General features: G+C 66.5%; 20 protein-coding genes. 3 read left to right on the top strand and 17 right to left on the bottom strand.

The annotated features are described in order from the left end of the window. Positions 1–90: 90 nt before the first annotated feature. From AC07Z7_RS18535 to apbC, 14 genes are all read right to left on the bottom strand, one after another. A complete protein-coding gene (locus tag AC07Z7_RS18535; protein WP_494767207.1) occupies positions 91–483 on the bottom strand; it encodes a hypothetical protein in 393 nt (130 codons plus the stop codon). Positions 484–497: 14 nt separating this feature from the next. Next, positions 498–1,706 carry a formate dehydrogenase subunit gamma gene (locus AC07Z7_RS18530; protein ID WP_494767206.1) on the bottom strand — a complete coding sequence of 403 codons (1,209 nt, stop codon included), beginning with the start codon at positions 1,704–1,706 and terminating at the stop codon, positions 498–500. 8 nt (positions 1,707–1,714) lie between these two features. Next, entirely contained in the window at positions 1,715–1,954 is a 240-nt protein-coding gene (locus tag AC07Z7_RS18525) for a hypothetical protein (RefSeq protein WP_252660535.1), read from the bottom strand. Then, entirely contained in the window at positions 1,951–2,568 is a 618-nt protein-coding gene (gene fdh3B / locus AC07Z7_RS18520; protein ID WP_094291273.1) for a formate dehydrogenase FDH3 subunit beta, read from the bottom strand. The genes AC07Z7_RS18525 and fdh3B overlap by 4 nt, the downstream gene beginning before the upstream one ends. 23 nt (positions 2,569–2,591) lie before the next feature. Further along, positions 2,592–5,561: a formate dehydrogenase subunit alpha gene (locus tag AC07Z7_RS18515; RefSeq protein ID WP_094291274.1), complete on the bottom strand. Its 2,970-nt coding sequence runs from the start codon at positions 5,559–5,561 to the stop codon at positions 2,592–2,594. 12 nt (positions 5,562–5,573) lie between these two features. After that, positions 5,574–5,783 carry a twin-arginine translocation signal domain-containing protein gene (locus AC07Z7_RS18510; protein ID WP_094291484.1) on the bottom strand — a complete coding sequence of 70 codons (210 nt, stop codon included), beginning with the start codon at positions 5,781–5,783 and terminating at the stop codon, positions 5,574–5,576. A gap of 159 nt (positions 5,784–5,942) precedes the next feature. Beyond that, the gene (locus AC07Z7_RS18505) at positions 5,943–6,578 is read right to left on the bottom strand and encodes a TorD/DmsD family molecular chaperone (RefSeq protein ID WP_094291275.1); all 636 of its coding nucleotides are present in this window, start codon (positions 6,576–6,578) and stop codon (positions 5,943–5,945) included. Then, positions 6,575–8,644 (bottom strand): 4Fe-4S binding protein, encoded by a 2,070-nt coding sequence (locus AC07Z7_RS18500; protein WP_494767214.1) that lies wholly within the window; start codon positions 8,642–8,644, stop codon positions 6,575–6,577. Before AC07Z7_RS18500 ends, AC07Z7_RS18505 begins: the two co-directional genes overlap by 4 nt. Continuing rightward, positions 8,604–9,305 (bottom strand): DUF3306 domain-containing protein, encoded by a 702-nt coding sequence (locus tag AC07Z7_RS18495; protein ID WP_440114815.1) that lies wholly within the window; start codon positions 9,303–9,305, stop codon positions 8,604–8,606. Before AC07Z7_RS18495 ends, AC07Z7_RS18500 begins: the two co-directional genes overlap by 41 nt. After that, complete coding sequence (locus AC07Z7_RS18490) at positions 9,298–9,858, bottom strand: DUF3305 domain-containing protein (RefSeq protein WP_063458795.1); 561 nt, start codon at positions 9,856–9,858, stop codon at positions 9,298–9,300. Before AC07Z7_RS18490 ends, AC07Z7_RS18495 begins: the two co-directional genes overlap by 8 nt. A 65-nt stretch (positions 9,859–9,923) precedes the next feature. Next, entirely contained in the window at positions 9,924–12,824 is a 2,901-nt protein-coding gene (fdhF, locus tag AC07Z7_RS18485) for a formate dehydrogenase subunit alpha (RefSeq protein WP_494767205.1), read from the bottom strand. Further along, positions 12,821–14,728, bottom strand: a complete 1,908-nt coding sequence (locus tag AC07Z7_RS18480; RefSeq protein ID WP_494767204.1) for an NAD(P)H-dependent oxidoreductase subunit E — start codon at positions 14,726–14,728, stop codon at positions 12,821–12,823. Before AC07Z7_RS18480 ends, fdhF begins: the two co-directional genes overlap by 4 nt. 189 nt (positions 14,729–14,917) lie before the next feature. Then, the gene (locus tag AC07Z7_RS18475) at positions 14,918–15,874 is read right to left on the bottom strand and encodes a LysR substrate-binding domain-containing protein (protein ID WP_494767203.1); all 957 of its coding nucleotides are present in this window, start codon (positions 15,872–15,874) and stop codon (positions 14,918–14,920) included. A gap of 34 nt (positions 15,875–15,908) precedes the next feature. Further along, positions 15,909–17,000 carry an iron-sulfur cluster carrier protein ApbC gene (gene apbC / locus AC07Z7_RS18470; RefSeq protein WP_494767202.1) on the bottom strand — a complete coding sequence of 364 codons (1,092 nt, stop codon included), beginning with the start codon at positions 16,998–17,000 and terminating at the stop codon, positions 15,909–15,911. A 121-nt stretch (positions 17,001–17,121) separates the two neighbouring features. On the opposite strand from apbC, the gene AC07Z7_RS18465 reads away from it, so the two are divergent. Continuing rightward, complete coding sequence (locus AC07Z7_RS18465) at positions 17,122–17,691, top strand: restriction endonuclease (protein WP_494767201.1); 570 nt, start codon at positions 17,122–17,124, stop codon at positions 17,689–17,691. A gap of 105 nt (positions 17,692–17,796) precedes the next feature. Next, positions 17,797–19,077: a patatin-like phospholipase family protein gene (locus tag AC07Z7_RS18460; RefSeq protein WP_494767200.1), complete on the top strand. Its 1,281-nt coding sequence runs from the start codon at positions 17,797–17,799 to the stop codon at positions 19,075–19,077. 3 nt (positions 19,078–19,080) lie between these two features. Here AC07Z7_RS18460 and AC07Z7_RS18455 read toward each other — a convergent pair whose 3' ends face one another. Further along, positions 19,081–20,199 (bottom strand): SMP-30/gluconolactonase/LRE family protein, encoded by a 1,119-nt coding sequence (locus tag AC07Z7_RS18455; RefSeq protein WP_494767199.1) that lies wholly within the window; start codon positions 20,197–20,199, stop codon positions 19,081–19,083. A gap of 174 nt (positions 20,200–20,373) precedes the next feature. Between AC07Z7_RS18455 and metG the strand changes: the two genes are divergently transcribed. Continuing rightward, on the top strand, positions 20,374–22,464 hold the full coding sequence (gene metG, locus AC07Z7_RS18450) for a methionine--tRNA ligase (RefSeq protein ID WP_494767198.1): 2,091 nt from the start codon (positions 20,374–20,376) through the stop codon (positions 22,462–22,464). Positions 22,465–22,617: 153 nt separating this feature from the next. On the opposite strand, the gene AC07Z7_RS18445 is transcribed toward metG, so the two are convergent. Next, positions 22,618–23,250, bottom strand: coding sequence for a DUF2306 domain-containing protein (locus tag AC07Z7_RS18445; RefSeq protein WP_494767197.1), 633 nt, complete (start codon positions 23,248–23,250; stop codon positions 22,618–22,620). A gap of 85 nt (positions 23,251–23,335) precedes the next feature. Then, positions 23,336–24,609 (bottom strand): sensor histidine kinase (locus AC07Z7_RS18440; protein ID WP_494767196.1); only part of this gene is annotated, 1,274 nt, incomplete at its 5' end.

Here is a 24,609-nt window from a genome sequence, read left to right as displayed (position 1 = left end):
ATGCAGGGTGTCTGAAAAAACAAAGCCGCGCCACCAGCGTGGACGCGGCTTGCAGCCCGACGGGCTGACTGGGGGCCAGAGCCCTCAGGATCAGGACTTGGACGCAGGCGTGGCCGCAGCTGCGGGCACCTGGGTGCTGGGCGGGCTGCTGGCCGTGCCGGGTGGCGAATGGGCGCCAGCGGCTTCGGCAGGCTTGGCGGCGGGCGGCGTGTAGGCAAAGGGGCCGGGGTCAGCGCAGGCGGCCGTCCCTGCGGCGGCAGGCTTGGCCGAGGGCGTGGTCTTGCGGTAGTGCGCGGCCACCTTGTCTTGCGAGAGGCAGAGCTTGTAGTTGTCCACCTTGCCGGCCCAGGCAGTCTTGGCTGCGGCTTCTGCGGCCTTGGCGGCGGCCTCGGGCGACGGGGCGGGCAGCTTGGCGGATGCCAGGGTGCACACACCTGCCGCGCACAGTGCCAGCGCCAGGGAGCGGGTAGTTCGTGTCGTCATCATGGTGCGGGTCCTCATACCTGCGCGGGCTGCTGGCCCGCAGATGCTGTGGCGGCATCGGCCGCTGGCTGGCTGGCGCTGCGCTGGCGCGGGATCTTGCCCGCCTGCACATCGTCGTACCAAAGCTCGTGGTGCTCCTTGGCCCAGCCTTCGCTCACGTAGCCGGTGCGCATGGCCTTGTAGGCGCCCTTCATGCCCACCGTGCCCATGTAGATGTGGCCACAGATCAACGCCATCATCCAGATGGCCAGGGTGGCGTGGATCATGTGGGCGATCTGCATGTCGCCACGCACGTCGCCAAAGCCGGGAATGAGCTTGTCGAGCACCAGGCCCGTGGCCACCACAAAGATGCCGGGGATGGTGATGCCCCACCAGAACAGGCCCTTCTCGCCCGCATTGAAACGGTGCGAAGGCACTTCGTGGTCGCCCTTGCCCAGCATGCCACCGCCCTTGGCCAGCCAGACAAAGTCGGCGCGGTTGGCGATGTTGTCCTTGATGAAGGTGAGGATGATCACCAGCAGCGACACGGCAAACAGCGGGCCCACGAAGTTGTGCACGTTCTTGAGCGCATAGGTCAACCAGCCAAACAGCGTGCTCCCCAGGATGGGCAGCAGGAAGAACTTGCCAAACGCCATCACGATGCCGGAGATGGCCAGCGCGATGAAGGCAAACGCATTGGCCCAGTGGGCCGCGCGCTCGAACGGGGTGAAACGCTCGATGCGGCGGGGGCCGGTGCCGTCAGGGTGCTCATGCCCCAGCGGGCCCTTCACAAAGTAGAAGATGCCCAGGGCCAGCAGCACGATGGCAAACAGTGCCGCGCCATAAGGAATGATCCAGTGGTTGCGCACCTGGCGCCAGGCTTCGCCCGCGTTGGTAACGCGCGAGCCGGGGTACTGCACAAACGGCTGGATCAGGTTGCCCGCCTCGGGCGCCTGGGTTGTGGGCAAGCTGCTGTAGCCCGTCACGCCCTGCCCCACCTGGCGCCACATGGGTGCGTTGTTGCCGGGCTGCACCTTGGCGCGCTCGCCATTGGTCTGCTCGGCATACTTGGGGTCAGCGCTGGCGTCGGGTTTGACTTCGAAGATGTTCTGGCTCTGGATGCCACCGGGCGCAGGGGCTGCAGCAGGGGCCGCAGCCGCTGGCGCCTGCTGCGCAAACGCAGCACCACCTGACAACCCGGCCAGACCCGCCACCAGGGCTAAGGACCACACGATGTGTTTCATGGTGGGCCTCACTTGGTTTGGCTGCGGGTGTACTCGTTCTGGCCGTACTGCTGGCGGGCCTTCAGCTGGGCTTCCCAACTGGCTTTGTCACCCGCCTTCCAGCCCGGTTCGGTGAAGTTGCTGCCGGTGCCTGCGTAGGGTGCGGCATCGCCGCGGATGCCTGCGCCGGTCTGCGGTTTTTCGCCACAGGCAGCCAAGGCACCTGCGGCCAGGGCGGTGATGACAATGAGATGCAGGCGCTGAATCATGACTTGCCCCCTGCAGGCTGGCCTGCTTGTTGCGAACCGTAGGCCGTGCCCCAGCCCCACACTTCAGCGCCCTTGCCACGCTGTACCACACGGTTGCGGAAGATGTCGGCGACCACATCGCCATCCCCGGCCAGCAGCGCCTTGGTCGAGCACATTTCTGCGCAGGCCGGCAGCTTGCCTTCGGCCAGCCGGTTGCGGCCGTATTTTTCAAACTCGGCCTGGCTGCCGTGCGCCTCAGGGCCACCAGCGCAGAAGGTGCACTTGTCCATCTTGCCGCGCACGCCGAAGGTGCCCTGCGACGGGAACTGCGGCGCGCCAAACGGGCAGGCATAGCTGCAGTAGCCGCAGCCAATGCACACGTCCTTGTCATGCAGCACCACACCTTCTTCGGTGCGGTAGAAGCAGTTGACGGGGCAGACCGCCATGCAAGGTGCATCGCTGCAGTGCATGCAGGCCACCGAGATGGATTTTTCGCCCGGCACACCGTCGTTGAGCGTGACCACACGCCGGCGGTTCACGCCCCAGGGCACCTCGTGTTCGTTTTTGCAGGCGGTCACGCAGCCGTTGCACTCGATGCAGCGCTCTGCGTCACAGATGAATTTCATTCGTGCCATGTGTGTCTCCTTGCGTGGCGCGATCAGGCGCGTTCCACGTTGCAGATCGTGGTCTTGGTTTCTTGCATCATGGTCACGCTGTCGTAGCCATACGTCGTTGCGGTGTTGACGGCCTCGCCGCGCACCACAGGCGCCGCGCCCTTGGGGTAGTACGCCAGCATGTCCGCACCCTGCCAGCGGCCCGAGAAGTGGAACGGCATCCACACCGTATCGGGGGCCACGCGCTCGGTGACCAGCGCCTGCACATTGAGCCGCGCGCCCGTGGGCGAGCTAAGCCACACACGCTCGCCGTTGCGGATGCCCCGGTCGGCAGCGGTCTTGGGGTTGATCTCGACAAACGACTCCTGCTGCAGTTCGGCCAGCCAGGGGTTGGAGCGGGTCTCCTCGCCGCCGCCTTCGTACTCGACCAGGCGGCCCGAACTCATGATGAGCGGGAACTTCTCGTGTACCTTGTCGGCCACGTTCTTCTCCTGCACGCTCTTGTACAGCGTGGGAAGGCGCCAGAAAGCTTTCCTGTCGTCGTGGGTGGGGTACTTGGCCATGAGGTCCGGCCGGGTGCCGTACAGCGGCTCACGGTGCTGCGGAATCGCATCGGGGAAGTTCCACACCACGGCACGCGCCTTGGCGTTGCCAAACGGATGGCAACCATGCTTGAGGGCCACGCGGATGATCGCGCCCGTGGGGTCGGTCTTCCAGTTCTTGCCTTCGGCCTTGGCCTTCTCGGCATCGCTCAGGTCGTCCCACCAGCCCAGCTTTTTCAGCAACACATGGTCGAACTCGGGGTAGCCCGTGGTGATCTCGCAGCCCACGGAGTGCGAACCATCCTCGGCCAGCAGGTTGACGCCGTCCTTTTCCACACCGAAGTTGGCGCGGAAGTTGCCGCCACCCTCCATCACATGCTTGGAGGTATCGTACAGGTTGGGCGAGCCGGGGTGCTTGAGTTCGGGCGTGCCGTAGCAAGGCCAGGGCAGACCGAAGTAGTCGCCACCAAAGTCGTAGCCGGTTTCCTTGTCCTTGCCGCCCTTGGACTTGAGGGTCTTCACGTCGAACAAATGCATGTTCCGCATGTGAGCCTTCAAGCGCTCGGGGCTTTGGCCGGTGTAGCCAATGGTCCAGACCGACTTGTTGATTTCGCGCAGGATGTCTTCGACCACGGGCTCGTCCATGCCCTTGACCTTCTGCATCTTGTAGTTCTTGGACAGCTCGGCCGCAAAGCCCAGCTTTTCGGCGAACTGGTGCATGATCATGTGGTCCGAACGGCTCTCCCACAGCGGCTCGATGACCTTCTCACGCCACTGGATGGAGCGGTTGGAGGCCGTGCACGAGCCACTGGTCTCGAACTGCGTCGCAGCAGGCAGCAGGTACACCGCGCGGTTGGGATTCAGGTCTTCGGCCTTGCCGGGCATCGCTGCCATGGCAGCAGTGGCCGATGGATACGGGTCCACCACCACCAACAGATCCAGCTTGTCCATGGCGCGCTTCATTTCCAGGCCACGGGTCTGCGAGTTGGGCGCATGGCCCCAGAAGAACACGCCGCGCAGGTTGGAGTCCTGGTCGATCAGCTCGTTCTTCTCCAGCACACCGTCGATCCAGCGCGACACGGTGATGCCGCTCTTGGTCATCATCGCGGGCGAGGCGTACTGCTTCTTGATCCATTCAAAGTCCACACCCCACACGGCCGCGAAGTGCTTCCACGAGCCTTCGGCCAGGCCGTAGTAGCCCGGCAGCGAATCGGGGTTGGGGCCCACGTCGGTCGCGCCCTGCACGTTGTCGTGGCCACGGAAGATGTTGGTGCCACCACCGGTCTTGCCCACATTGCCCAGCGCCAGTTGCAGGATGCACGAGGCACGGACCATGGCATTGCCGATGGTGTGCTGCGTCTGGCCCATGCACCACACGATGGTGCCGGGGTTGTTGTCGTGCAGCATCTTGGCGACCTTGAACATCTGGTCTTCCTTGACGCCGCAGGCCTCTTCCACCTTGTCGGGCGTCCACTTGGCCAGCACTTCTTCGCGCACCTTCTCCATGCCATACACACGGTCGTGGATGTACTTCTTGTCTTCCCAACCGTTCTTGAAGATGTGGTACAGCAGGCCAAAAAGGAAGGGAATGTCAGTGCCCGAGCGGATGCGCACATACTCGTCGGCCTTGGCTGCGGTGCGGGTGAAACGCGGGTCCACCACGATCATCTTGCAGCCGGTTTCCTTGGCGTGCAGCATGTGCAGCATGCTCACCGGGTGGGCCTCAGCCGCGTTGGAGCCAATGTACAGGGCGACCTTGCTGTTCTGCATGTCGTTGTACGAATTGGTCATGGCGCCGTAGCCCCATGTGTTGGCCACGCCCGCCACGGTGGTGGAGTGGCAGATGCGCGCCTGGTGGTCGCAGTTGTTGGTGCCCCAGAAGCTCACGAACTTGCGCAGCAGATAAGCCTGCTCGTTGTTGTGCTTGGACGAGCCGACAAAGTAAACACTGTCTGGGCCGCTGGCTGCACGCAACTCTTTCATCTTGGCGGTGATTTCGTTCAGCGCCGTGTCCCAGCTGATGCGCTCGTACTTGCCGTTGACCAGCTTCATGGGGTAGCGCAGGCGGTATTCGCCGTGGCCATGCTCACGCAGGGCCGCACCCTTGGCGCAGTGGGCGCCCAGGTTGATGGGCGAGTCGAACACGGGCTCTTGCCGCACCCATACACCGTTCTCAACCACGGCATCGACCGCGCAACCCACCGAGCAGTGGGTGCACACCGTGCGGCGCACTTCGATCTTGCTGTCACCGATGGCGACCTTGGCGCCTTCGGCGGCGTTGGACTTCTTGACCAACGTGAGTTGTGACGCGGCAATGCCGACACCCACCCCCAGGCCGGAGCGGCGCAGGAACGAGCGCCGGTCCATGGTGGGCAGAGCCTGGGACAGACCCCGGCGCAGGCTGTGAACAAAGGGCGATGCAGAGGCACTGGTGCTCTGCGCGGCGTGAGAGGTCTTCTTGGTCAGCAACATGGCAGGCCCCGGTCAGAGTTGGGTGGTCTTGTAGTACTGCTTCACATGCGCAGACAGGTGGTAGCCACCGCCCTTTTCAGGCGCGGGGCGGGGCGCATCAGAGACCACAGATTCGGACGGAGCCACATGGGGAAGTGCCACCACGGCTGCTGCTGCAGCCCCTGCGGTGGCGGCGCCGGCAAAGAAGCTGCGGCGTGAGGGATTCGGCTGGCGGTTCTGCATGGTTGTCTCCAGAATGGCTGGCAGCAATGGGGAAGCTATGAAAAGCTATTCATACAGTCTATGTCAGTGTGTAAAACACTGCAATCCAGCTTTACACCCCCCACTAAAGCACTCATCTTTTGTAGCGCTGGCCACAGGCGCGCTGCGGCCTCCCACAGGTCAATCGAGCATGTCGAAGCCCTGTGCCTCCACGGACGCAAAGGCCCGCGTGAACTGGGCCAGCGCTGCATAAAAGCGCGCCTGCGGATGGGCTGCTAACACATCACAAAGCTGCGGAAGCCAGGGCTGCAAATGCGTTGCAAAAAAGTCGCGCTGGGCCGTCAGGTTGCAGACAGCTACGTCATCCCCCGCGATCAGATAACGCATCACCTCGCACAGATATGCGATGTGGTCCTCGGTCTCTGGCATGGCGTCGTCGCGCGCCAGGCCCAGGCGGTCCAGGTCGGTGCGCAGGCGGGCAAGGGGTTTTTCATTCAGGAAGCCGCTCAGGTAGTGCGATCCATACAGGTACACCTCGGGCTTGCCGACGCCACCAAACAGGCGGTCAAACTCTTGCGCAATGGCCGCATCATCCTGCGCGCGTGCCGCACCCACCAGCTGCTGCCAGGGCTCCTGCAGAAAGCCGCCATCGGCGGGCGCCTCGGTCACCGCCACGCGCAGGGCCGACATCAGCTCGGGGCTGGGCGCCGCGTAGTACAGCTGCGACAACAACCCATAGAGTTCGGCCCGCGCGGTTTCCTCGTCCAGCGCGGAGCTGCTGCCCGGGGATGTCAAAGAAGCAGAGGATGCGCTCACAGGTCGGTCACTTTCGTCTCGTTTTGTGCGGAATACAGATCAATCACGCGGCAGTCGCTGCACATCTTCAGGCGCTCCAGCGCCTCTCCCTGGAACATGGGGTGGCCCGAGAGCTTGCCCAGCATGGCTTCGATGGCCTTCACCGTGCCAAAGGGTTTGCTGCAGCGCACACAGGCCCAGGGCTTAGCCTCGTTGAGCACACGCAGCTGTGCCCGCTCGGGTGTGAGCAGCAAACGCGGCTGCAGAGTGATCGCGTCTTCCGGGCAGGTGGTGGCACACAGGCCACACTGCACGCAGTTCTTTTCGATGAAGCGCAGCTGCGGCAACTGCGGGTTGTCCTGCAGCGCACTGGCGGGGCAGGCGCTCACGCAGCTCAGGCACAAGGTGCAGCGGTCTTTGTTGGCCTCGATCGTGCCCAGGGGCGAACCCACTGCGGGCAAGGCAATCGCCGCAGGCCGTTCGGCCACGGGCATCGGGGCCTGCTCGATCAGGTGGTCGAGCGCCATCTCCAGCGTGCTGCGCTTCTCTTGTGCCACCGCAAAACGTGCGGCCACGGCGGGTGTCTTCTGGCGCGTCTGGCCCAGCCCTTGCAATGCGGCGTCCAGCTCGGTGGGATGCGTGGCACGCAGCAGTTGCACATGGGTGCCGGTGTACCCCAGCCCTCGCAGGATGACCTGCGCAACGTCCATCTGAGCCTGAAGGCCGTCGAGGTACTGCGGCGCTTCTTCGTCGGTGCAGAGCACCACCACCTGCGACGCGCCGTAGGCGATGGCACTCAGCCACAGGTCCACCCCGGTGCTGGCGGTGTGCCACAGCGCCACCGGGATCACGTTGGCAGGCACGCCCTGCGCCAGCTTCAGCTGGGCAGCACGCCCCAGCTCCTCCACCAGCGCCTGGCCGCGCTCCTGGCTGTTCAGCAGCAGCACCGCATCCTTGCCACCGGCAGCCGCGTAGGTGGACAGCAGCGTCTTGAGCTTGGTGCCCTGCTCTGTCGCACGGGGGTAGGCATAGGTCAGCGCGCCGGTGGGGCACACGGTGGTGCAGGCACCGCAGCCCACACACAGGTTGGGGTTCACCTTGATTTGCTGGCGGCCCTTGTCGCTGCTGATGGCTTCGGCGGAGCAGATGTCCACGCAGGCGTTGCAGCCCACGGTGGCGTTGCGGCTGTGAGCACACAACTTTTGTTTGTAGGCAAAAAACTTGGGCTTCTCGAACTCGCCCACCAGTTCGCGCAGCTTGAGCAGCGTGCCCAGGTCTCGACCGTCCCAGCGCAGGTAACCCTGCGGCAGCGCGTGCTGCAGGAAGGTGGGCGTGGCGGTGGGCGAACGCAGGTCCAGCACCAGGTCAAAACGCTCGGTCTGCGCTGTGGCATCGCGGGTGAAGTCGATGGCACCTGCCACCTGGCACACCTTGACGCAGGCGCGGTGTGACTGGCAGGCGGCCAGGTCGATCTGGTAATCCAGGCCGATGGCGTTCTCGGGACAAGCCGCCACGCAGGCGTTGCAGCGGGTGCACAGGTCCAGGTCGATGGGGTTGTCGGCCGACCACTGCAGCTCGAACGCGCCCAACCAGCCCGTGAGGCCCGTGATGCGCCCGCCCAGCACGGGGTAGCGCCGCGCCTGCGCGCCACCCGCATTGCCGGGGCCCTGGGTGAAAAGGGTCACATCCAGCACATCCGACACCAGCGCGGCGGCCTGCTCGGCCTGGTCCAGCGGGCCGATGATGAGCAAGCGGCCTGTGCTTTTGTAGGTGACGGTGGGTACCGGCTCGGGCTCCGGCAGATGGGCTGCGGCCAACAATGCAGCGACCTTCGGGCTGGCCTTGGCGGCGTCGCGGCTCCAGCCACCAGTCTCGCGAATGTTCACAAACCGGATGGGCGAGACCGCACCTTCGGTCTGCTGACCAAGGTCGGCAAACAGGCGCTGCTCCTGGGTGCAGGCCACCACCACCTCCTGCCCGGACTGGATTGCTTTCTGAAACGCCCCCGCGTCGCGGCGGCACAGGGTGGAGTGGAGGGTCAGGTCTTCATGCAGTGCCTCGCCCAACGCCTTGGCGTTGAGGGGCATCGTCTGGTTGCAGTCGCAAATGAGCGTCGTGGTCATCGTGGGTGTGGCTGGCTGGCATGGCCACCCCATCCTCTTCAGAACGGGCGACCCGCACAGGCTCGCTGGTGGGAACGCCAGGAACAGCGTTGCATACCCCGGACTGTGCCACGTCTGTGCGGCCGTCGGCCTCCGCATCATCCCGAGGCTGAGCGGCCTCCGGGGCTATTGCATCGCCGCCTTGGTCTGCTACTTCACCCCCGGCCTTCTTTTCGTCGTCAAAGAAGCCCATCGCATGCGCGCTGGCCATTTTGCGCAGCATGCCTGCGGGCAAGGGGTCGGGCTGGGTGTAGTCGTCGATGTAGATGTCGAGCCCATCCATCACATTGAAGTGCGGGTCGGCAAACAGCTTCTTCATCGCCAGGTTGCGCACCTCGGGCGAGACGGCACGGGACACAAAGGGTTTGAAGTCGGACGCGGGGGTGAGCGCCTGCGCGTCTGCCAGCGTGGGAGGTGGAGGCTCAGACGCCGGGGCAGCCTCTGCAGGCGCGGACACGGGTGCAGGCGCAGCAATCTGGGCTGCCACAGCAGGAGCAGGCGCTGGCGGCACAGGCTCTTCCACCGGCTTGCCCTCCCGCACGTCCTGCTTGCGGCGCGACCAGCGGCCGAGGAAGCCGTCAGCCATGGCCACGCCCTCCTCCACCGCCGCCACGTTGCTTCTCGGTGGACACCGACGCAGGGTTGCCAAAGCGGTCCGTCAGCGACTGGAAACTGTCCGGCCGCTTGCGGCGTTTGGGCTCGGGCTGGTAGTGCTCGGCCACAAAGGCGCGCAGCGCCTCCAGCACCTCGGGGGCGGCGGGCACCTGCTCCACAGTCTCCTGCGCATCCAGCCAGCGGCCGGCGTCGTGGTAGCTCAGGCTCACAGCCACGGGGCGGGCCAGGGGGATCTCGCCCGTGCCCGTGTCTTCATCGCGGCGCCACATCACAAACCAGCAGGGCGCGGGCGAGGTGAGGTTGAGGTGGTAGCCCTCGGCATCGTCGCGGAACAGCTCCACGCGAAAGCCGGGAAACAGCCAGCGCTGCTCGCGCTCGTCCTGGATCAGCGGGCGGGGCTCAGTACCGAAGGTGGGTTCGTGGATCACCACCTCGGCCAGCGACCAGCGCCAGGGCTGCCAGCGGTTGTCGATGTGCTCGCACCGCATGATCACGGCAACGTCGGTGTAGGGGCGCTCTGTCATGGGCGCTGACTGTACCCCGGCGCACGGCCAGGGTCGGCGCGGCCTGCAAAGCCCCTTGATCGCCCTCAGATTGCAACGGTTTCCAGCCGCTCCACCGCTACGGCGCAGTACTTGAATTCCGGGATCTTGCCAAACGGGTCCAGCGCCGCATTGGTCAGCAGGTTGGCAGCCGCCTCCACGTACGCAAACGGCATGAACACCGTGCCGCGCGGCGTGCCATCGTCGCGGCGCACGCGCACCTGCAGCATGCCGCGCCGCGAGCGGATGCCCACCAGCGCGCCGGGCGCCACGCCCAGCCGCGCCAGCTCGTCACCATGCAGCGATGCGGTGGCCATGGGCTCGATGGCGTCCAGCACGGTGCTGCGCCGCGTCATGCTGCCGGTGTGCCAATGCTCCAGCTGGCGGCCGGTGATGAGCACCAGGGGGAAGTCGGCGTCGGGCTTTTCGGCCGCCGGGATCACGCTGGCAGGCACCAGTTGCAGGCGACCTGTGGGCGTGGGAAATTTCTCGGTGAAGACGATGGGCTGGCCGGGGTCGTCAGGCGTGAGGCAGGGGTAGGTGACGCTGGACTCGCGCTCCAGCCGGTCCCACGTGATGCCCTCGATGCTCGCGTGCATCGCCTGGCGCATCTCGTCATACACCGCCGCCACGCCAGACTCCTCTCCCTCGTAGTTCCAGCCCAGGCCCATGCGCTGCGCGATCTGCTGAATGATCCACAGGTCCGGCCGGGCATCGCCCGGCGGGTTCAGCGCGCGGCGGCCCATCTGCACCATGCGGTCGGTGTTGCTCGCCGTGCCGGTCTTTTCAGGCCAGGCACTGGCGGGCAGCACCACGTCGGCCAGCCAGGCAGTCTCGGTCAGGAAGATGTCCTGCACCACCAGATGCGAGAGGCTGGCCAGCGCGTGGCGCGCGTGGTTCAGGTCGGGGTCGCTCATGGCGGGGTTTTCGCCCAGGATGTACATGCCACGCACCTTGTGCGGGTCGCTGTCCGGGGCCAGGGCCTTGTGCATGATCTCCACTACGGTGTAGCCGGGCGCCTTGTCCAGCGATGTGCCCCAGAAGTCTTCGAACCACGCATGCGCCCCGGCGTTGTCCACGCGCTGGTAGTTGGGGAACATCATGGGGATCAGGCCCGCGTCGCTCGCGCCCTGCACGTTGTTCTGGCCGCGCAGCGGGTGCAGGCCCGAGCCGGGTTTGCCGATCTGGCCCGTGACGGCGCACAGGGCGATCAGGCAGCGCGCATTGTCGGTGCCATGCACGTGCTGGCTCACGCCCATGCCCCAGAGGATCATCGAGGACTTCGATGTGGCAAACGCCCGCGCCACCTCGCGCAGCGTCTCGGCAGGGATGCCGCATACAGGCGCCATGGCCTCGGGGCTGCAGCCCATCACGTTGGCCTTGAGGGCCTCGAAGTTGTTGACGCGGTCGCGGATGAAGGCTTCATCCACCAGGCCCTCGTCAATCACCGTGTGGATGAGCGCATTGAGCAGGGCCACATCGGTATCGGCCTTGAACTGCAGCGTGCGCCACGCATGCCGGCCAATGTCGGTCACGCGCGGGTCGGCCAGCACGATCTTGGCGCCGCGCTGGGCGGCGTTCTTCATCCAGGTGGCAGCCACCGGGTGGTTGGCGGTGGGGTTGGAGCCGATCACAAAGATCAGCTCCGCGTGCTCCACGTCGTTCACCGGGTTGCTCACCGCGCCTGAGCCCACGCCTTCGAGCAGCGCGGCCACGCTGGACGCATGGCACAGCCGGGTGCAGTGGTCCACGTTGTTGCTGCCAAAGCCGGTGCGCACCAGCTTCTGGAACAGATAGGCCTCTTCGTTGCTGCCCTTGGCCGAGCCAAAGCCCGCCAGCGCCTTGCGGCCGTGCGTGTCGCGCAGGGTCTTGAGCCGGCCTGCGGCCAGGTCCAGCGCCTCGTCCCAGGTCGCTTCGCGGAAGGTGTCGCGCCAGTCAGCACCGTAAGGCCGCACCTCCTTGGGCACGCCGCTCTTGCGAACCAGCGGCACCGTCAGGCGGTCGGGGTGGTGGGCGTAGTCGAAACCAAAGCGCCCCTTTACGCACAGGCGGCCATGGTTGGCCGGGCCGTCGCGGCCTTCCACGCTGATGATCTTTTCATCCCGCACGTTGTAGGTGATGAGGCAACCCACGCCGCAGAAAGGGCAGACCGAATCGACCTTGCGGTCCACCTTTTGCGAGCCGATGTGCGTCTTGGGGCTGAGCGCGCCCGTGGGGCAGGCCTGCACACATTCGCCGCAGGCCACGCAAGTGCTCTCGGCCATGGGGTCGTCGAGGTCGAAGACGATCTTGCTGTCTGCTCCGCGCAGCGCGTAGCCGATCACATCGTTGACCTGCTCTTCGCGGCAGGCGCGCACGCAGCGGTTGCACTGGATACAGGCGTCCAGGTTGACGGCCATGGCGGGGTGGCTTAGGTCCGGCGCGGGCTGCTCGCGGCGCAGGGCCTGGAGCGCCGGGCGCACGGTCACGCCCAGGCGGTCGGCCCAGGAGCTCAGCTCGCCGTGTTGGCCGATGGTGTCGGAAATTATTGAATCAAATAGGCCTTCACCGCCTGATGGATCTATGTTTTCAGCTATCAATTCAGGAGTATTTGCATCTCCATCGTTCCACCGGTAGCCCTGGTCCGGCATGTCCGACAGCAGCATCTCCACCACCATCTGCTGGCTTTTGCGCGCGCGGGGGCTGGCGGCCAACACCTTCATGCCCTCGGTGGGCGCTCGGCAGCAGCTGGGCGCCAGCGTGCGCTCGCCCGCGATCTCGACCACGCAGACGCGGCAGTTGCCGTCGGGACGCAGGCCGTCGCTGTAGCAAAGGTGCGGAATCTCCACGCCGTGGCGCTGCGCGGCCTTCAGGATGGTTTCGCCGGGATGGGCTGTCACGGGCTGGCCGTCCAGCTCGAAGGCCACGGCGGGCTGCGCCGCAGCAGTAGGTGTCAACACGGCGCTCATGGCTTCAACCCTCCGGGCAATTGCTCGGTCAGCGGACTGTTGCGCGGCTTGGGCAAATCGCCCGGCCACGGCGCTTCACCCACCTCGTGCGCAAAGTATTTGTGGATGCAGCGGATGGGGTTGGGCGCCGCCTGGCCCAGGCCGCAGATGGAGGCATCGCCCATGACCTGCGCGAGGTCGTCAAGCAACTCTTCGTCCCACTGCGGAGCTTCCATCAGCGTGGCCGCCTTGGCCGTGCCCACACGGCAGGGCGTGCACTGGCCGCAGCTTTCATGTTCAAAAAACCGCATCACATTCAGCGCCGCATCGCGCGCGCGGTCGTGTTGGCTGAGCACGATGACGGCGGCGGAGCCGATGAAGCAGCCGTAGGGCTGCAGCGTGTCGAAGTCGAGCGGGATGTTGTTAAGACTGGCGGGCAGGATGCCGCCCGAGGCACCGCCGGGCAGGTAGGCATAAAGCTGGTGCCCGTCCGGCAAACCGCCGCAGTATTCGTCGATGAGTTCCTGCACTGTGATGCCCGCCGGAGCGAGCTTGACGCCCGGGTGCTTCACCCGCCCGCTCACGCTGAAAGACCGCAGCCCCTTGCGGCCATGGCGGCCGAAGCTGGCAAACCACTGTGGCCCGCGCTCGACGATGTCGCGCACCCAGTACAGCGTCTCGAAGTTGTGCTCCAGCGTGGGCCGGCCGAACAGGCCCACTTGGGCAATGTAGGGCGGGCGCATGCGGGGCTCGCCACGCTTGCCCTCAATGCTCTCGATCATGGCCGACTCTTCGCCGCAGATGTAAGCACCCGCGCCGCGCCGCAGTTCGATGTGCGGCAGGTGGCAGGGCGGCTCGGCGCGCAGGTCGTCCAGGGCCTTTTGCAGCAGCGCGCGGCAGCCGTGGTACTCGTCGCGCAGGTAGATGTAGACGGCCTCGGTGCCCACCACCTGGGCGGCGATGAGCACGCCTTCCAGAAAGCGGTGCGGGTCGCGTTCGAGGTAAGTGCGGTCCTTGAAGGTGCCGGGCTCACCTTCGTCGATGTTGACGGCCATCAGGCGTGGCGCCAGCTGATCCCGCACGATGCGCCACTTGCGCCCCGCCGGGAAGCCCGCGCCGCCCAGGCCGCGCAGGCCCGAGTCCTCCATGGCCGCGAGCACGGCCTCGGCATCCATCTCGCCATTGACCAGCGCGGCAGCCGTCTGGTAGCCACCGTGGGCGCGGTAGGTGGCCAGGTCGGTGTGGGCGGGGCTGACCTCGCCAGGGGACGTGGGGATGCTCTTCTCCGCCAGCGCAGCAACATCAAAATTGATAGCTGCCAGCGCTTGTGGGTGGCGCGCAAGCGCCCTTTTTGGCTTGGACTCCACCACCTCCAGCACGGTATCGACCGTGGCGTGCGGCACCGGGCACTGGTGCACCACGGCCACGGGCGCCTGCTCGCAGCGGCCCACGCAAGGCACAGCCAACACCTGCACATCGCCCTGACCGGCCGCGCGCAGGCGTTCGGGCAACGCGGCCAGCAGCTCGCGCGCGCCCGCCAGGCTGCAGCTCAGGCTGTCGCACACCCGCAGCACCAGGCGCGGGGCATGGGCATCCTCGCCGCGCACGATGTCGAAGTGGTGGTAGAAGCTCGCCACCTCGTACACCTCGGCCATGGGCAGGTTCATCTGCTTGGCGAGAGCCACCAGGTGCCGGTCGTGCAGCACACCAAAGTGGTCGTTCAGGCGGTGCAGGTATTCGATGAGCAGGTCGCGCCGGAAACCGGTGGCCGGGCGCGGGCCCAGCAACTGCGCCACTTCGGCCATGGCGGCATCTTCAGGCTGGCGGCCTTTGAGGCGGCTTTTGCGGCGGATACGCTCGCGCATGTCGTTGACCGACACGGCGGCGACAACGGTTGCGGGGGGGGCTTCGTGGGCAAGGTGCATGGACCGGGGGCGTGGGGGCGTTGTTTTGTATGAAGGCGCCTGCATAGGCCAGGCGCGCCGCCGCAGTGTCGGCCAGGGGCGCGTGCGGCGTCAAATTGCCGATGCACATGGGTCGATCACAAAAACAAATGAAACAGCCGTTTTTGCAACGGCCCATGAATCAACCACCGCAACCCGTGCGGTCAGCGCTCAATCGGCGACCAGAAGCCCACTGTGTGCTGCGGCGTGCTGCAGCCAGTCGGGGTCCTGCGCCAGTGCCAGCGCCGCATCGAGGGCGCGGGTGGGCTGTACCTGGCGGTGCGACATAAAGCCAATCGGCGTGGTCAGCACCGGCCCCGTCAACGGCAGCGCCTCCAGCCCCTCATGGCCGCGCACGGCATCGACCAGCGCGCCGGGCAACACGCTGCACACGTTGCCTGCCACCACGCTCAGCGCCAGGGTCAGCACCGAATCGGTTTCCATGGCGGGCATCACCGTGGCGCCTGCGCTGCGAAAGGCACCATCCACCAGGCTGCGGTTATGCATCTCGGGGGTCAGCAGGCACAGCGGCAGCGCCGCCGCATCCGCCCAGGCCATGGGCGGGCCGATCTGCAGCCCGCGCGCTGCGCCCTTGGGCGGGCGCGGTGCGCGGCGCAGCAGAAAATAATGCTCCACATACTGCGGCCAGGCCCGCAGCGGCCCGCCGCGTGCGGGCATGCGCTCGGTGTAGCCCAGCGCCAGGTCGAGCGCAATGTTCTCCAGCCCTGCCTCCAGCGCCTGCGAGCTCATCGACAGCGCCACCGGCACGATGCCCGGGTGCCGCGCCTGCAGCTGCGCCGCAAACCGCGCGAGGATGGGCATGGCCGTGGGCACGGCGCCCAAGCGCAGCATGCCGCGCGGGTGGGCCGCGTCGCTGCTCAGGTCCTGCTGCAGCACCTGGTGCTCGTGCAGCATGCGCTGGGCCGTGGCCAGCACGCGCTCGCCCTCGGGCGTGAAGCCCTCGAAGCTGCGACCCCGGCGCACCACCACCACGCCAAACTCCTTTTCCAGCGCGCGCAGCGCGTTGGACAGCGCTGGCTGCGTGATGTGGCAGGCCTGTGCCGCCCGGCCAAAGTGCCGGTGCTCGTGCAGCGCCACCAGGTAGCGCAGGGACGCGAGCAGGTTCATGGCGCGTGGGGGCGGCTCAGGCGACTCGGGAAGATCAGGTGTTCTTGCTGATCGAGATGGTGGGGAACTTGCTGGAGAAGTCCTTGGCCTGCTGGGCGATCTTCACCGCCACATCGCGCGCCACCTTCTTGTAGATGGCGGCGACCTCACCATCCGGGTCGGCCACCACGGTGGGCTTGCCGCTGTCGGCCTGCAGGCGGATGCTCATGTTCAACGGCAGCGCGCCCAGGTAGTCCATGCCGTAGTCGGCGGCCATCTTCTTGCCGCCATCGGCGCCAAAGATGTGCTCCACATGGCCGCAGTTGCTGCAGACGTGGGCGGCCATGTTCTCGACGATGCCCAGGATGGGAACACCCACCTTTTCGAACATCTTGATGCCCTTCTTGGCGTCCAGCAGGGCAATGTCCTGCGGGGTGGTGACGATGACGGCGCCGGTCATGGGCACGCGCTGGCTCAGGGTGAGCTGGATGTCGCCGGTGCCGGGGGGCATGTCGATGATGAGGTAGTCCAGGTCTTTCCAGTTGGTCTGGCGCAGCAGCTGCTCCAGCGCCTGCGTGGCCATGGGGCCGCGCCAGATCATGGCTTCGTCCTGGTCCACCAGGAAGCCGATGGACATGACCTGCACGCCGTAGTTCTCCAGCGGCTCCATGGTCTTGCCGTCGTCGCTTTCGGGGCGGCGGTTGATGCCCAGCATCATGGGCTGGCTGGGGCCGTAGATGTCGGCGTCGAGCACGCCCACGCTGGCGCCTTCGGCCGCCAGGGCCAGGGCCAGATTGGCGGCCGTGGTGCTTTTGCCCACCCCGCCCTTGCCAGAGGCCACGGCGATGATGTTCTTGACCTGGGGCAGCAGCTGCACGCCGCGCTGCACGGCATGGGCGATGACCTTGGTGGTGATGTTGACGGACACGTTGTCCACCCCCGCCACCCCCTTGGCAGCGGCCACCAGGCTGCGGCGCAGCTCGGGCACCAGGCTCTTGGCGGGGTAGCCCAGCTCCACGTCGAAGGCCACGTCGCCGCCGGTGATCTGCACATTGCGCAGGGCGCGCGTGCTGACAAAATCCTTGCCTGTGTGGGGGTCCAGCACGCTGGAGAGAGCGGCCAAAAGGCCCTGTTCGGTGACTGCCATTCAATTAACTCCTGTGGGGCCGGTAGTCTATTCCCAAGCTCCCGCCCCCTGGCGCTGAAGGACAATGCGCACCGCATTGCATCGTCGCACTCTCCCAAAAAGGCCTCCCGTGAAATTCAAGATGTCCGAAAACTCCCTGTTTGCCGTGCTGCTGCGCTCGCCGTGGTGGATCAGCTTTGTGGTGGTGGGTCTCATCACGCTGGCGGCCGGGGCTTTTTTGCCCAAGGAATACTTTGTGGTGGGTGCACTGGCGGGTTTCCCCATCTTTGTGGTGGGCTGCATGGCCGCCTGGAAGCAATTGCGCGCCCCCAACCCCGCCAAGGTGGCCGAAATGCTCGACGCCGTGGCCAGCATGCCCTGGCGCAGCTTTGCCGACACCCTGGCCACCGCCTGGGAGCGCGCGGGCTACACCGTGGAGCGTCTGGGCACGGGCGGCAACAACGCCGCCGACATGCGCCTGACCCTGGGCGGCAATACCACCCTGGTCAGCGCCAAACGCTGGAAGGCCGCGACCCACGGCGTGGAGCCCCTGCGCGAGCTGCAGGCGGCCATGGTGGCGGCCGACGCCTCGGCGGGTGTGTATGTGGCGGCGCTGGGGCAGGTGAGCGACAACGCCCGCATCTACGCCCGCGACAACGGCATCGTGGTGCTGCAGGGCGACGCGGTGGCGCAGTTGCTGCTCAAGGGCTGAGCGGCTGGGAAGGTGTTGCTCCATGCGGGTTTTCCCACATGAAACGCGTGGGGTGCCCCTCCACACTCAGGGCATCGGCCCGCATCCCGCTTCATTCCAGTCTTCATGCCCCCTTCTTCGGACACCCCGGGCGCAGCGCCCTCCATCCCCGCCACCGGCCTGCTGCTGACCGGCGGCGGCGCCCGCGCTGCCTACCAGGTGGGGGTGCTGGAGGCGATTGCCGACCTGCGCCTGGCCTGCGGCGAAGGCGATGGCCCCAACCCCTTTCCCATCATCACCGGCACCTCGGCCGGGGCCATCAATGCCGCTGCGCTGGCCTGCGGGGCTGACCACTTTGACCGCGCCGTGCGCCGCATCGCGCGCGTGTGGCGGCAGTTCCATGCCAGCCAGGTGTATGGCGCCGATTCGCTGAGCGTGATGCGCAGCGGCGCGCGCTGGCTCACGCTGGTGTCGCTGGGCTGGGCGCTGGCGCGCTGGCGGCGCATGCGGCCCAAGTCGCTGCTGGACAACACACCGCTGGAGAAGCTGCTGGTCAAGATGGTGCCGCTGGTGCGCCTGCCCCGGCTGATCCGCAAGGGCCACCTCACCGCCCTGGCCGTGACGGCGTCCAGCTACAGCTCGGGCGAACATGTCACCTTTTTCGAAGCCGCCACGCCCGTCAAACCCTGGGTGCGCTCGCAGCGCAAGGCGGCCAGCGACCGCATCACGCACGAACACCTGCTCGCGTCCTCGGCCATCCCGTTCATCTTTCCGGCCAAGGGCATCGAAGTGGATGACCACATCGAATACTTTGGCGATGGCTCCATGCGCCAGTCAGCGCCCATCGCTCCAGCCATCCACCTGGGAGCCGAGCGCATTCTGGTGATCGGCGCGGGCCGCATGCACGAGCCCAAGGGCGACGCCGCCGCCAACCCCACAGCCACCTACCCCACGCTGGCGCAGATCGCCGGGCATGCGCTGTCCAACATCTTTCTGGATGCGCTGGCCGTGGACGTGGAGCGCGTGCAGCGCATCAACCAGACCCTGTCCCTCATCCCCGAAGAAAAGCGCCTGCACAGCGCGCTGCGCCCCATCGAGCTGCTGGTGATCGCCCCGTCACAGCGCCTGGACGCCGTGGCCGCACGCCATGTGGGCGACCTGCCCGGCCCCGTGCGCACCATGCTGGGCGCCCTGGGCGTCACCTCCAACATGGCCGATGTGCGCGGCGCGGCGCTGGCCAGCTACCTGCTGTTCGAATCCGGCTACACGCAGGAGCTGATGGCCCTGGGCCGAGCCGACACCCTGGCCATGCGGGCCGAGGTGTGCAGGTTCTTTGGCTGGACGGACACCGGCGCCGAAGTGAAGACAAGGCACCACGGGGAGCCGCCCGAGGCGCCCCGGGATTGAGCCCTAAGGCTTGTTGGGCAACCAGCCCAGGCCATGCGCGTGCAGGCTCTGCACAAACAGCCGGTCGGCGGTCTCGGTGATGGCCGTGGTCTCGGGGTAGGCACCGCTTGGGTCCTGCAGGTCGGCCACCACCTTGCCATCGTCAGTGAACGCGATCACATGGCCGTAGGGCTGGGGAATGGGCCACAGCGCACGCGGCAGGCGCAGGGTCAGGCTGCGCAGCCAGGGCTTGCCCGCCATGTTGTCGATGGCCGCCCCACGCGGCTTGGCAAAACCCAGCCACACCTTGCCGCCCTGCCCGCGCATCAGGTTGTCGGGGTAGCCGGGCAGGTTGTCCAGCAGCACGCGGGCCTGGGAGCCTGGCTGGCCGATGTCGAGGTCATTCGCATCCACCGCAATCTTCCACACCCGGTATTTGCCGGTTTCGTTGACGAACAGGTGCTTTTCGTCCTGGCTCAGCGCCACGCCGTTGGCAAAGCTGATGCCCCGCGCCACCACGCGCGTGGTGCGGGTAGAGGGGTCGTATTCGATCACCCGGCCGGTGCTGGCCTGCTCCAGGATGTCGAGCACGCTGGCTTCAAACGTACCGCCCCAGTCCTTGGGGGCAAAGCGGGTGGAGGCATCGCTCAGGTACATCTTGCCGTTCTGGGCCACCACCACGGCGTCGGCATAGCGGATGGGGTCGCCACCCACCTTGTCGGCCAGCACAGTAACCTTGCCATCCGGCGCGATGGACAGCAGGCCCTTGATGGCATCGGCCGCAATCAGGTTGCCCGCCGCATCAAAGTCAAACCCCAGCACCCGCCCGCCGGTGTTGGCAAACACCTCCTGGCCCGAGCCGTCGGGGTTCATGCGCAGGATGTTGCCGCTGAGCACGGTGGTGTAGAGTTTGCCGTCCTTGCCGAATGCAATGTGCTCCGGGCCCACCTCGCCTTTCAGGTCGATGATGTTCAGCCGGGCCAGGCGCTGGTTGGGGGCGTGCACGCCCTGGTAGCCGGGCGCGGCAGGCGCAGTCCATGCCACAGGCTGGATGGGCACGGGCCATGCCGCCAGGTACGCGGCCACCGCCACCACGGCACCACCCACGCCCCACCCCACCCGTTTTGCCCATGTGCTCGCCATGTGTTGTCTCCTGTTGATGGTTGGAATGCGGGGCATTGTGGCGCCATCAGGGGCCAACACGCACGCCCAGATTGGCACCTGCGCGACGTGGAGAGGCCTGCACAGCGCACGCCACGGCCAGGGATACTGCCGACCGCCTAAAATCGCGGGTTCCGCCTGAGAAAGCCGCTTTTCATGACGTCATCCGCTCGCAAACTCTTCGTTACCACCGCCCTGCCGTACGCCAACGGCAACTTCCACATCGGCCACATCATGGAATACATCCAGGCCGACATCTGGGTGCGGTTCCAGCGCATGCAGGGCAACGCGGTCAACTTTGTGGGCGCCGACGACACCCACGGCGCGCCCATCATGATTGCCGCCGAAAAGGCAGGGAAAACGCCCCAGCAGTTCGTGGCCGACATCGCAGCGGGCCGCAAGCAGTACCTGGACGGCTTTCACATCAGCTTTGACAACTGGCACAGCACCGACGCACCCGAAAACCACGAGCTGGCCCGCCAGATCTACCGCGACCTGCGCGACCGTGCCGACGGCAGCCTGATCGAAGTGCGCACCATCGAGCAGTTCTTCGACCCTGAGAAGAACATGTTCCTGCCCGACCGCTACATCAAGGGCGAATGCCCCAAGTGCCACGCCAAGGACCAGTACGGCGACAACTGCGAGGTGTGCGGCACCGTGTACGCGCCCACGGACCTGATCAACCCCTTCTCGGCCCTGAGCGGCGCCAAGCCAGAGCTGAAACACTCCGAGCATTTCTTCTTCAAGCTCTCGGACCCGCGCTGCGTGGAGTTTCTGGAGAACTGGACCCAAGACGGCAAGCTGCAGCCCGAGGTGGCCAACAAGATCAAGGAATGGTTCACCGTCCGCACCAACCCCGACGGCACCACCAGCGAAGGCCTGGGCGACTGGGACATCAGCCGCGACGCGCCCTATTTCGGCATCGAGATCCCCGACGCGCCGGGCAAATACTTCTACGTGTGGCTCGATGCGCCTGTGGGCTACCTGGCATCGCTGAAGAACCTGCTGGAAAAGCGCGGCGAGAGCTACGATGCCTACATGGCCGACCCGGCGATGGAGCAGTACCACTTCATCGGCAAGGACATCGTCACCTTCCACACGCTGTTCTGGCCCGCCATGCTGCACTTCAGCGGCCGCAAGACGCCCAACAACGTGTTCGTGCACGGCTTCCTCACAGTGAACAACGGCGAGAAGATGAGCAAGAGCCGGGGCACGGGCCTGGACCCGCTCAAGTACCTGAGCCTGAACATGAACGCCGAATGGCTGCGCTACTACCTGGCGGCCAAGCTGAGCGCGCGCAACGAAGACATCGACTTCAACGCCGAAGACTTCATGCTGCGGGTGAACAGCGATTTGATTGGCAAATACGTGAACATTGCCAGCCGCGCGGCGGGGTTCTTGACCAAGCGCTTTGAGGGCAAGCTGACCAGCCACTTTGGTGCCACAGGCTCAGCCCTGCTGGCCGATGTGCGCGGCGCCAGCGACGCCATCGCGCAGATGTACGAAACCCGCGAGTACAGCAAGGCCACGCGCGAGATCATGCTGCTGGCCGACAAGGTCAACGCCTACGTGGACCAGAACAAGCCCTGGGACTTGGCCAAGGACGCCGCCAACAACGAAGCCCTGCACCAGGTGTGCTCCGTGCTCGTCAACGCCTTTGCCACGCTCACCCGCTACCTGGCCCCGGTGCTACCGGGCCTGGCCCAAGCCGTGCAAGGCTTTGTGGGGGTGAACATGCAGCAGTGGAACGCGGTGGGCGACGTGCAGGCCATCCAGCCCTACCAGCACCTGATGCAGCGCGTGACGCCCGAGCAGCTTGAGGCATTGTTTGAGCCCCCTGCGCCCGCTGCACAAGCCCAAACAGCTACAGAAACCGTAGCAGCACCCGGCGGCGAAGAGCTGGCCCCCACCATCACCATCGACGACTTCACCAAGATCGACCTGCGCATCGCACTGATCGTGAACTGCGAGCCGGTCGAAGGCTCCACCAAACTGCTGCGCCTGACGCTGGACGTGGGCGAAGGCCGGACGCGCAATGTCTTCTCAGGTATCGCCAGCGCCTATAAGCCCGCAGACCTGGTGGGTAAGCACACCGTGATGGTGGCCAACCTGGCGCCACGCAAGATGAAGTTTGGCGTCTCCGAAGGCATGGTGCTGGCCGCCAGCCATGGCGATGAAAAAACCAACCCCGGCATCTACGTACTCAACCCCTGGCCGGGCGCCACCCCAGGCATGCGGGTGCGCTAAGAGCGGCTAACAAAACGCTTCTGGCGTCGTTGCAGCGTCTTGTCGTACTACTCGTACTGCCTGCGGCGCCGCGCCTAGCCAGAACCGCTTCGCTGAGTTTTGTGAGCCGCTCTAAACCCCGGGGGCCACGCGCCCCCAGCGCACCGGGTTTCTTCAAGCTGCGCCCAGCGGCGACAGCCGGGCCTGCGGCCCGGACCGCCGCAGGTACCACTCGGCCACCAGCAGGTTGGGCACCCAGCACAGCCAGGCGATGAAGGGGTAGGACACCTCGATGTCCACCCCCGCCGCAGCCCCCAGACCCAGGTAAATGCGCAGCGTGATGGCGGCCGCCGTGAGGGCATAGCTGCGCAGCATCCAGCGCCGGTGCTCAGCAAACCGCCGCTGCAGCGCGCAGGCCACGCCCCAGCCCGTGGCCACGACCCATGCCAGGCCCAGTGCAAAAAAACCAACGGCAGCCACCACACCCGTCATCGCATTCGCGGCCAAGGGCAGCGATGACAACCAGGCCACGGCAATCGCCAGCACATAGGCCCGGCCTGTCCACCGGTGGGCTGCCGGATACCGCTGACGCAGCGCCACCAGCAACTGCAACGGCCCCAGCATCAGCGCCAGCGACGCACTGACCGCGTGCACGATGAAGGCATGGCGCGACAGCTGCAGGCTGGGCAGCTCGGACGGAAACGGCATGTCGGGCAACGCATACCGCAGCGAGACCAGGCCCACGGCCAGGGCCGACAGCGAGAGCAGGCCCCAGGCCAGGCTTGCAAGGGGATGGCGTGTTTTCATACAAAGAACTTTCTCAAGAGGATGGACATGCATCCACTCTAGGAAGCGTGACTCAGCCTGGCGTTAGCCCTGCCTTAGCGCGGAGTTAGCGCCGAGTGAGCGCCGAACTGGCGGCGAATGAGGCAGTGGGCGCCAGATGCACGCGCGCCACCAGGCCACTGACCCCATCACTGCGTGCCAGCAGCTCCACCCTGAGGCCCTGGCGCAGCGCCGCCGCCCGGGTGATGGCCAGGCCCAGCCCGCTGCCATCGGCCGGGGTGCCGGGCACGCGGAAGAAGCGGTCGAACACACGCTCCAGCAAGTCCGGGGGAATGCCCGGCCCCGTGTCCACCACATCCACCACCACGCTTCCTTCTCCGGGGCTTCCGGCGTGCCCCGCATCCAGCCGGTGCAGGCGCACTTCGACCGAGCCGCCTTCGGGCGTGTAGCGCAGCGCGTTGTCCAGCAGGTTGTCGAACACGCTGCGCAGGTCCACGGCCGAGGCCTGCAGCACCACCTGCTCGGTGCCGTCAAAACCCACCTCGATGCGCCGCTGGTCCGCCAGCGGCATCCACTGGCCCACGCTGTCGCGCAGCACGGCGGTGATGTCCACCGGGGCAGGCGGCTGCGCCGACGCTGGGGCCTCCTGCCGCGACAGGCGCAGCAGCTGGCCCACCAGGTGCTGTGCGCGCCGCATGCCGGCATCCAGCTGGGCAAACTGCTGCTGCGCTTCGCCCGGCGGCACCCAGGGACGCAGGTTTTCCATCTGCAGGGCCATGGCGGCCATGGGGGTGCGCAGCTCGTGGGCCGCGTCCTGCACAAAGCGGCGCTGGGCGGCAAAGGCCTCGCCCAGCCGCGCGAGCAGTGCGTTGAACGAGGCCACCAGCGGCACGATCTCCTCTGGCACCCGGCCTGCCGGGCCGAGGGGGATGGCGCCCAGGCTGCGGTCGTCGCGCCGGGCCACCTCTCGCGCCACCACCCGCAGCGAACGCGACGCACGCCCCACCACCCACCACAGCGTGAACAACAGAGCGGGCACCAGGAGGGCCAGCGGCAGCAGCACATACAGGGTGCGCCCCCACACCTCCTCCTGCAGGAACTGCTCGCTTTGCAGCACCTGCACCCGCTGCTGGCCGGGCGCTGCCGGGGGCGCCGTGTACACCCGCCAGCCCTGCTCCCATCCCGCCCCCTGCTGCACCAGCCGGTGGCCCTGCGCGGCCTGCAAGGGCACGGCGGCGCGCGGGCTGGCACTGGAGGTGGCCAGCAGCTGGCCATCGGCCGACCACACCTGCACCACAAACGCGCCCCACTGGAAAACGCTTTCATCGCTCAGCACCGGCAGGGGCGGCGGCCCGTCGCCCCGGCCGCCGGGCACGTGGT

The sequence above is a fragment of the Acidovorax sp. GW101-11A03 genome (assembly GCF_059424825.1).
This window is presented reverse-complemented; position numbering and strand designations above follow the sequence as displayed.

Coding starts and splice junctions, on each gene's coding strand:
- AC07Z7_RS18535 (WP_494767207.1), bottom strand. CDS start 483: ATGACGACACGAACTACCCGCTCCCTGGCGCTGGCACTGTGCGCGGCA.
- AC07Z7_RS18530 (WP_494767206.1), bottom strand. CDS start 1,706: ATGAAACACATCGTGTGGTCCTTAGCCCTGGTGGCGGGTCTGGCCGGG.
- AC07Z7_RS18525 (WP_252660535.1), bottom strand. CDS start 1,954: ATGATTCAGCGCCTGCATCTCATTGTCATCACCGCCCTGGCCGCAGGT.
- fdh3B (WP_094291273.1), bottom strand. CDS start 2,568: ATGGCACGAATGAAATTCATCTGTGACGCAGAGCGCTGCATCGAGTGC.
- AC07Z7_RS18515 (WP_094291274.1), bottom strand. CDS start 5,561: ATGTTGCTGACCAAGAAGACCTCTCACGCCGCGCAGAGCACCAGTGCC.
- AC07Z7_RS18510 (WP_094291484.1), bottom strand. CDS start 5,783: ATGCAGAACCGCCAGCCGAATCCCTCACGCCGCAGCTTCTTTGCCGGC.
- AC07Z7_RS18500 (WP_494767214.1), bottom strand. CDS start 8,644: ATGCCCCTCAACGCCAAGGCGTTGGGCGAGGCACTGCATGAAGACCTG.
- AC07Z7_RS18495 (WP_440114815.1), bottom strand. CDS start 9,305: ATGGCTGACGGCTTCCTCGGCCGCTGGTCGCGCCGCAAGCAGGACGTG.
- AC07Z7_RS18490 (WP_063458795.1), bottom strand. CDS start 9,858: ATGACAGAGCGCCCCTACACCGACGTTGCCGTGATCATGCGGTGCGAG.
- fdhF (WP_494767205.1), bottom strand. CDS start 12,824: ATGAGCGCCGTGTTGACACCTACTGCTGCGGCGCAGCCCGCCGTGGCC.
- AC07Z7_RS18480 (WP_494767204.1), bottom strand. CDS start 14,728: ATGCACCTTGCCCACGAAGCCCCCCCCGCAACCGTTGTCGCCGCCGTG.
- AC07Z7_RS18475 (WP_494767203.1), bottom strand. CDS start 15,874: ATGAACCTGCTCGCGTCCCTGCGCTACCTGGTGGCGCTGCACGAGCAC.
- apbC (WP_494767202.1), bottom strand. CDS start 17,000: ATGGCAGTCACCGAACAGGGCCTTTTGGCCGCTCTCTCCAGCGTGCTG.
- AC07Z7_RS18465 (WP_494767201.1), top strand. CDS start 17,122: ATGTCCGAAAACTCCCTGTTTGCCGTGCTGCTGCGCTCGCCGTGGTGG.
- AC07Z7_RS18460 (WP_494767200.1), top strand. CDS start 17,797: ATGCCCCCTTCTTCGGACACCCCGGGCGCAGCGCCCTCCATCCCCGCC.
- AC07Z7_RS18455 (WP_494767199.1), bottom strand. CDS start 20,199: ATGGCGAGCACATGGGCAAAACGGGTGGGGTGGGGCGTGGGTGGTGCC.
- metG (WP_494767198.1), top strand. CDS start 20,374: ATGACGTCATCCGCTCGCAAACTCTTCGTTACCACCGCCCTGCCGTAC.
- AC07Z7_RS18445 (WP_494767197.1), bottom strand. CDS start 23,250: ATGAAAACACGCCATCCCCTTGCAAGCCTGGCCTGGGGCCTGCTCTCG.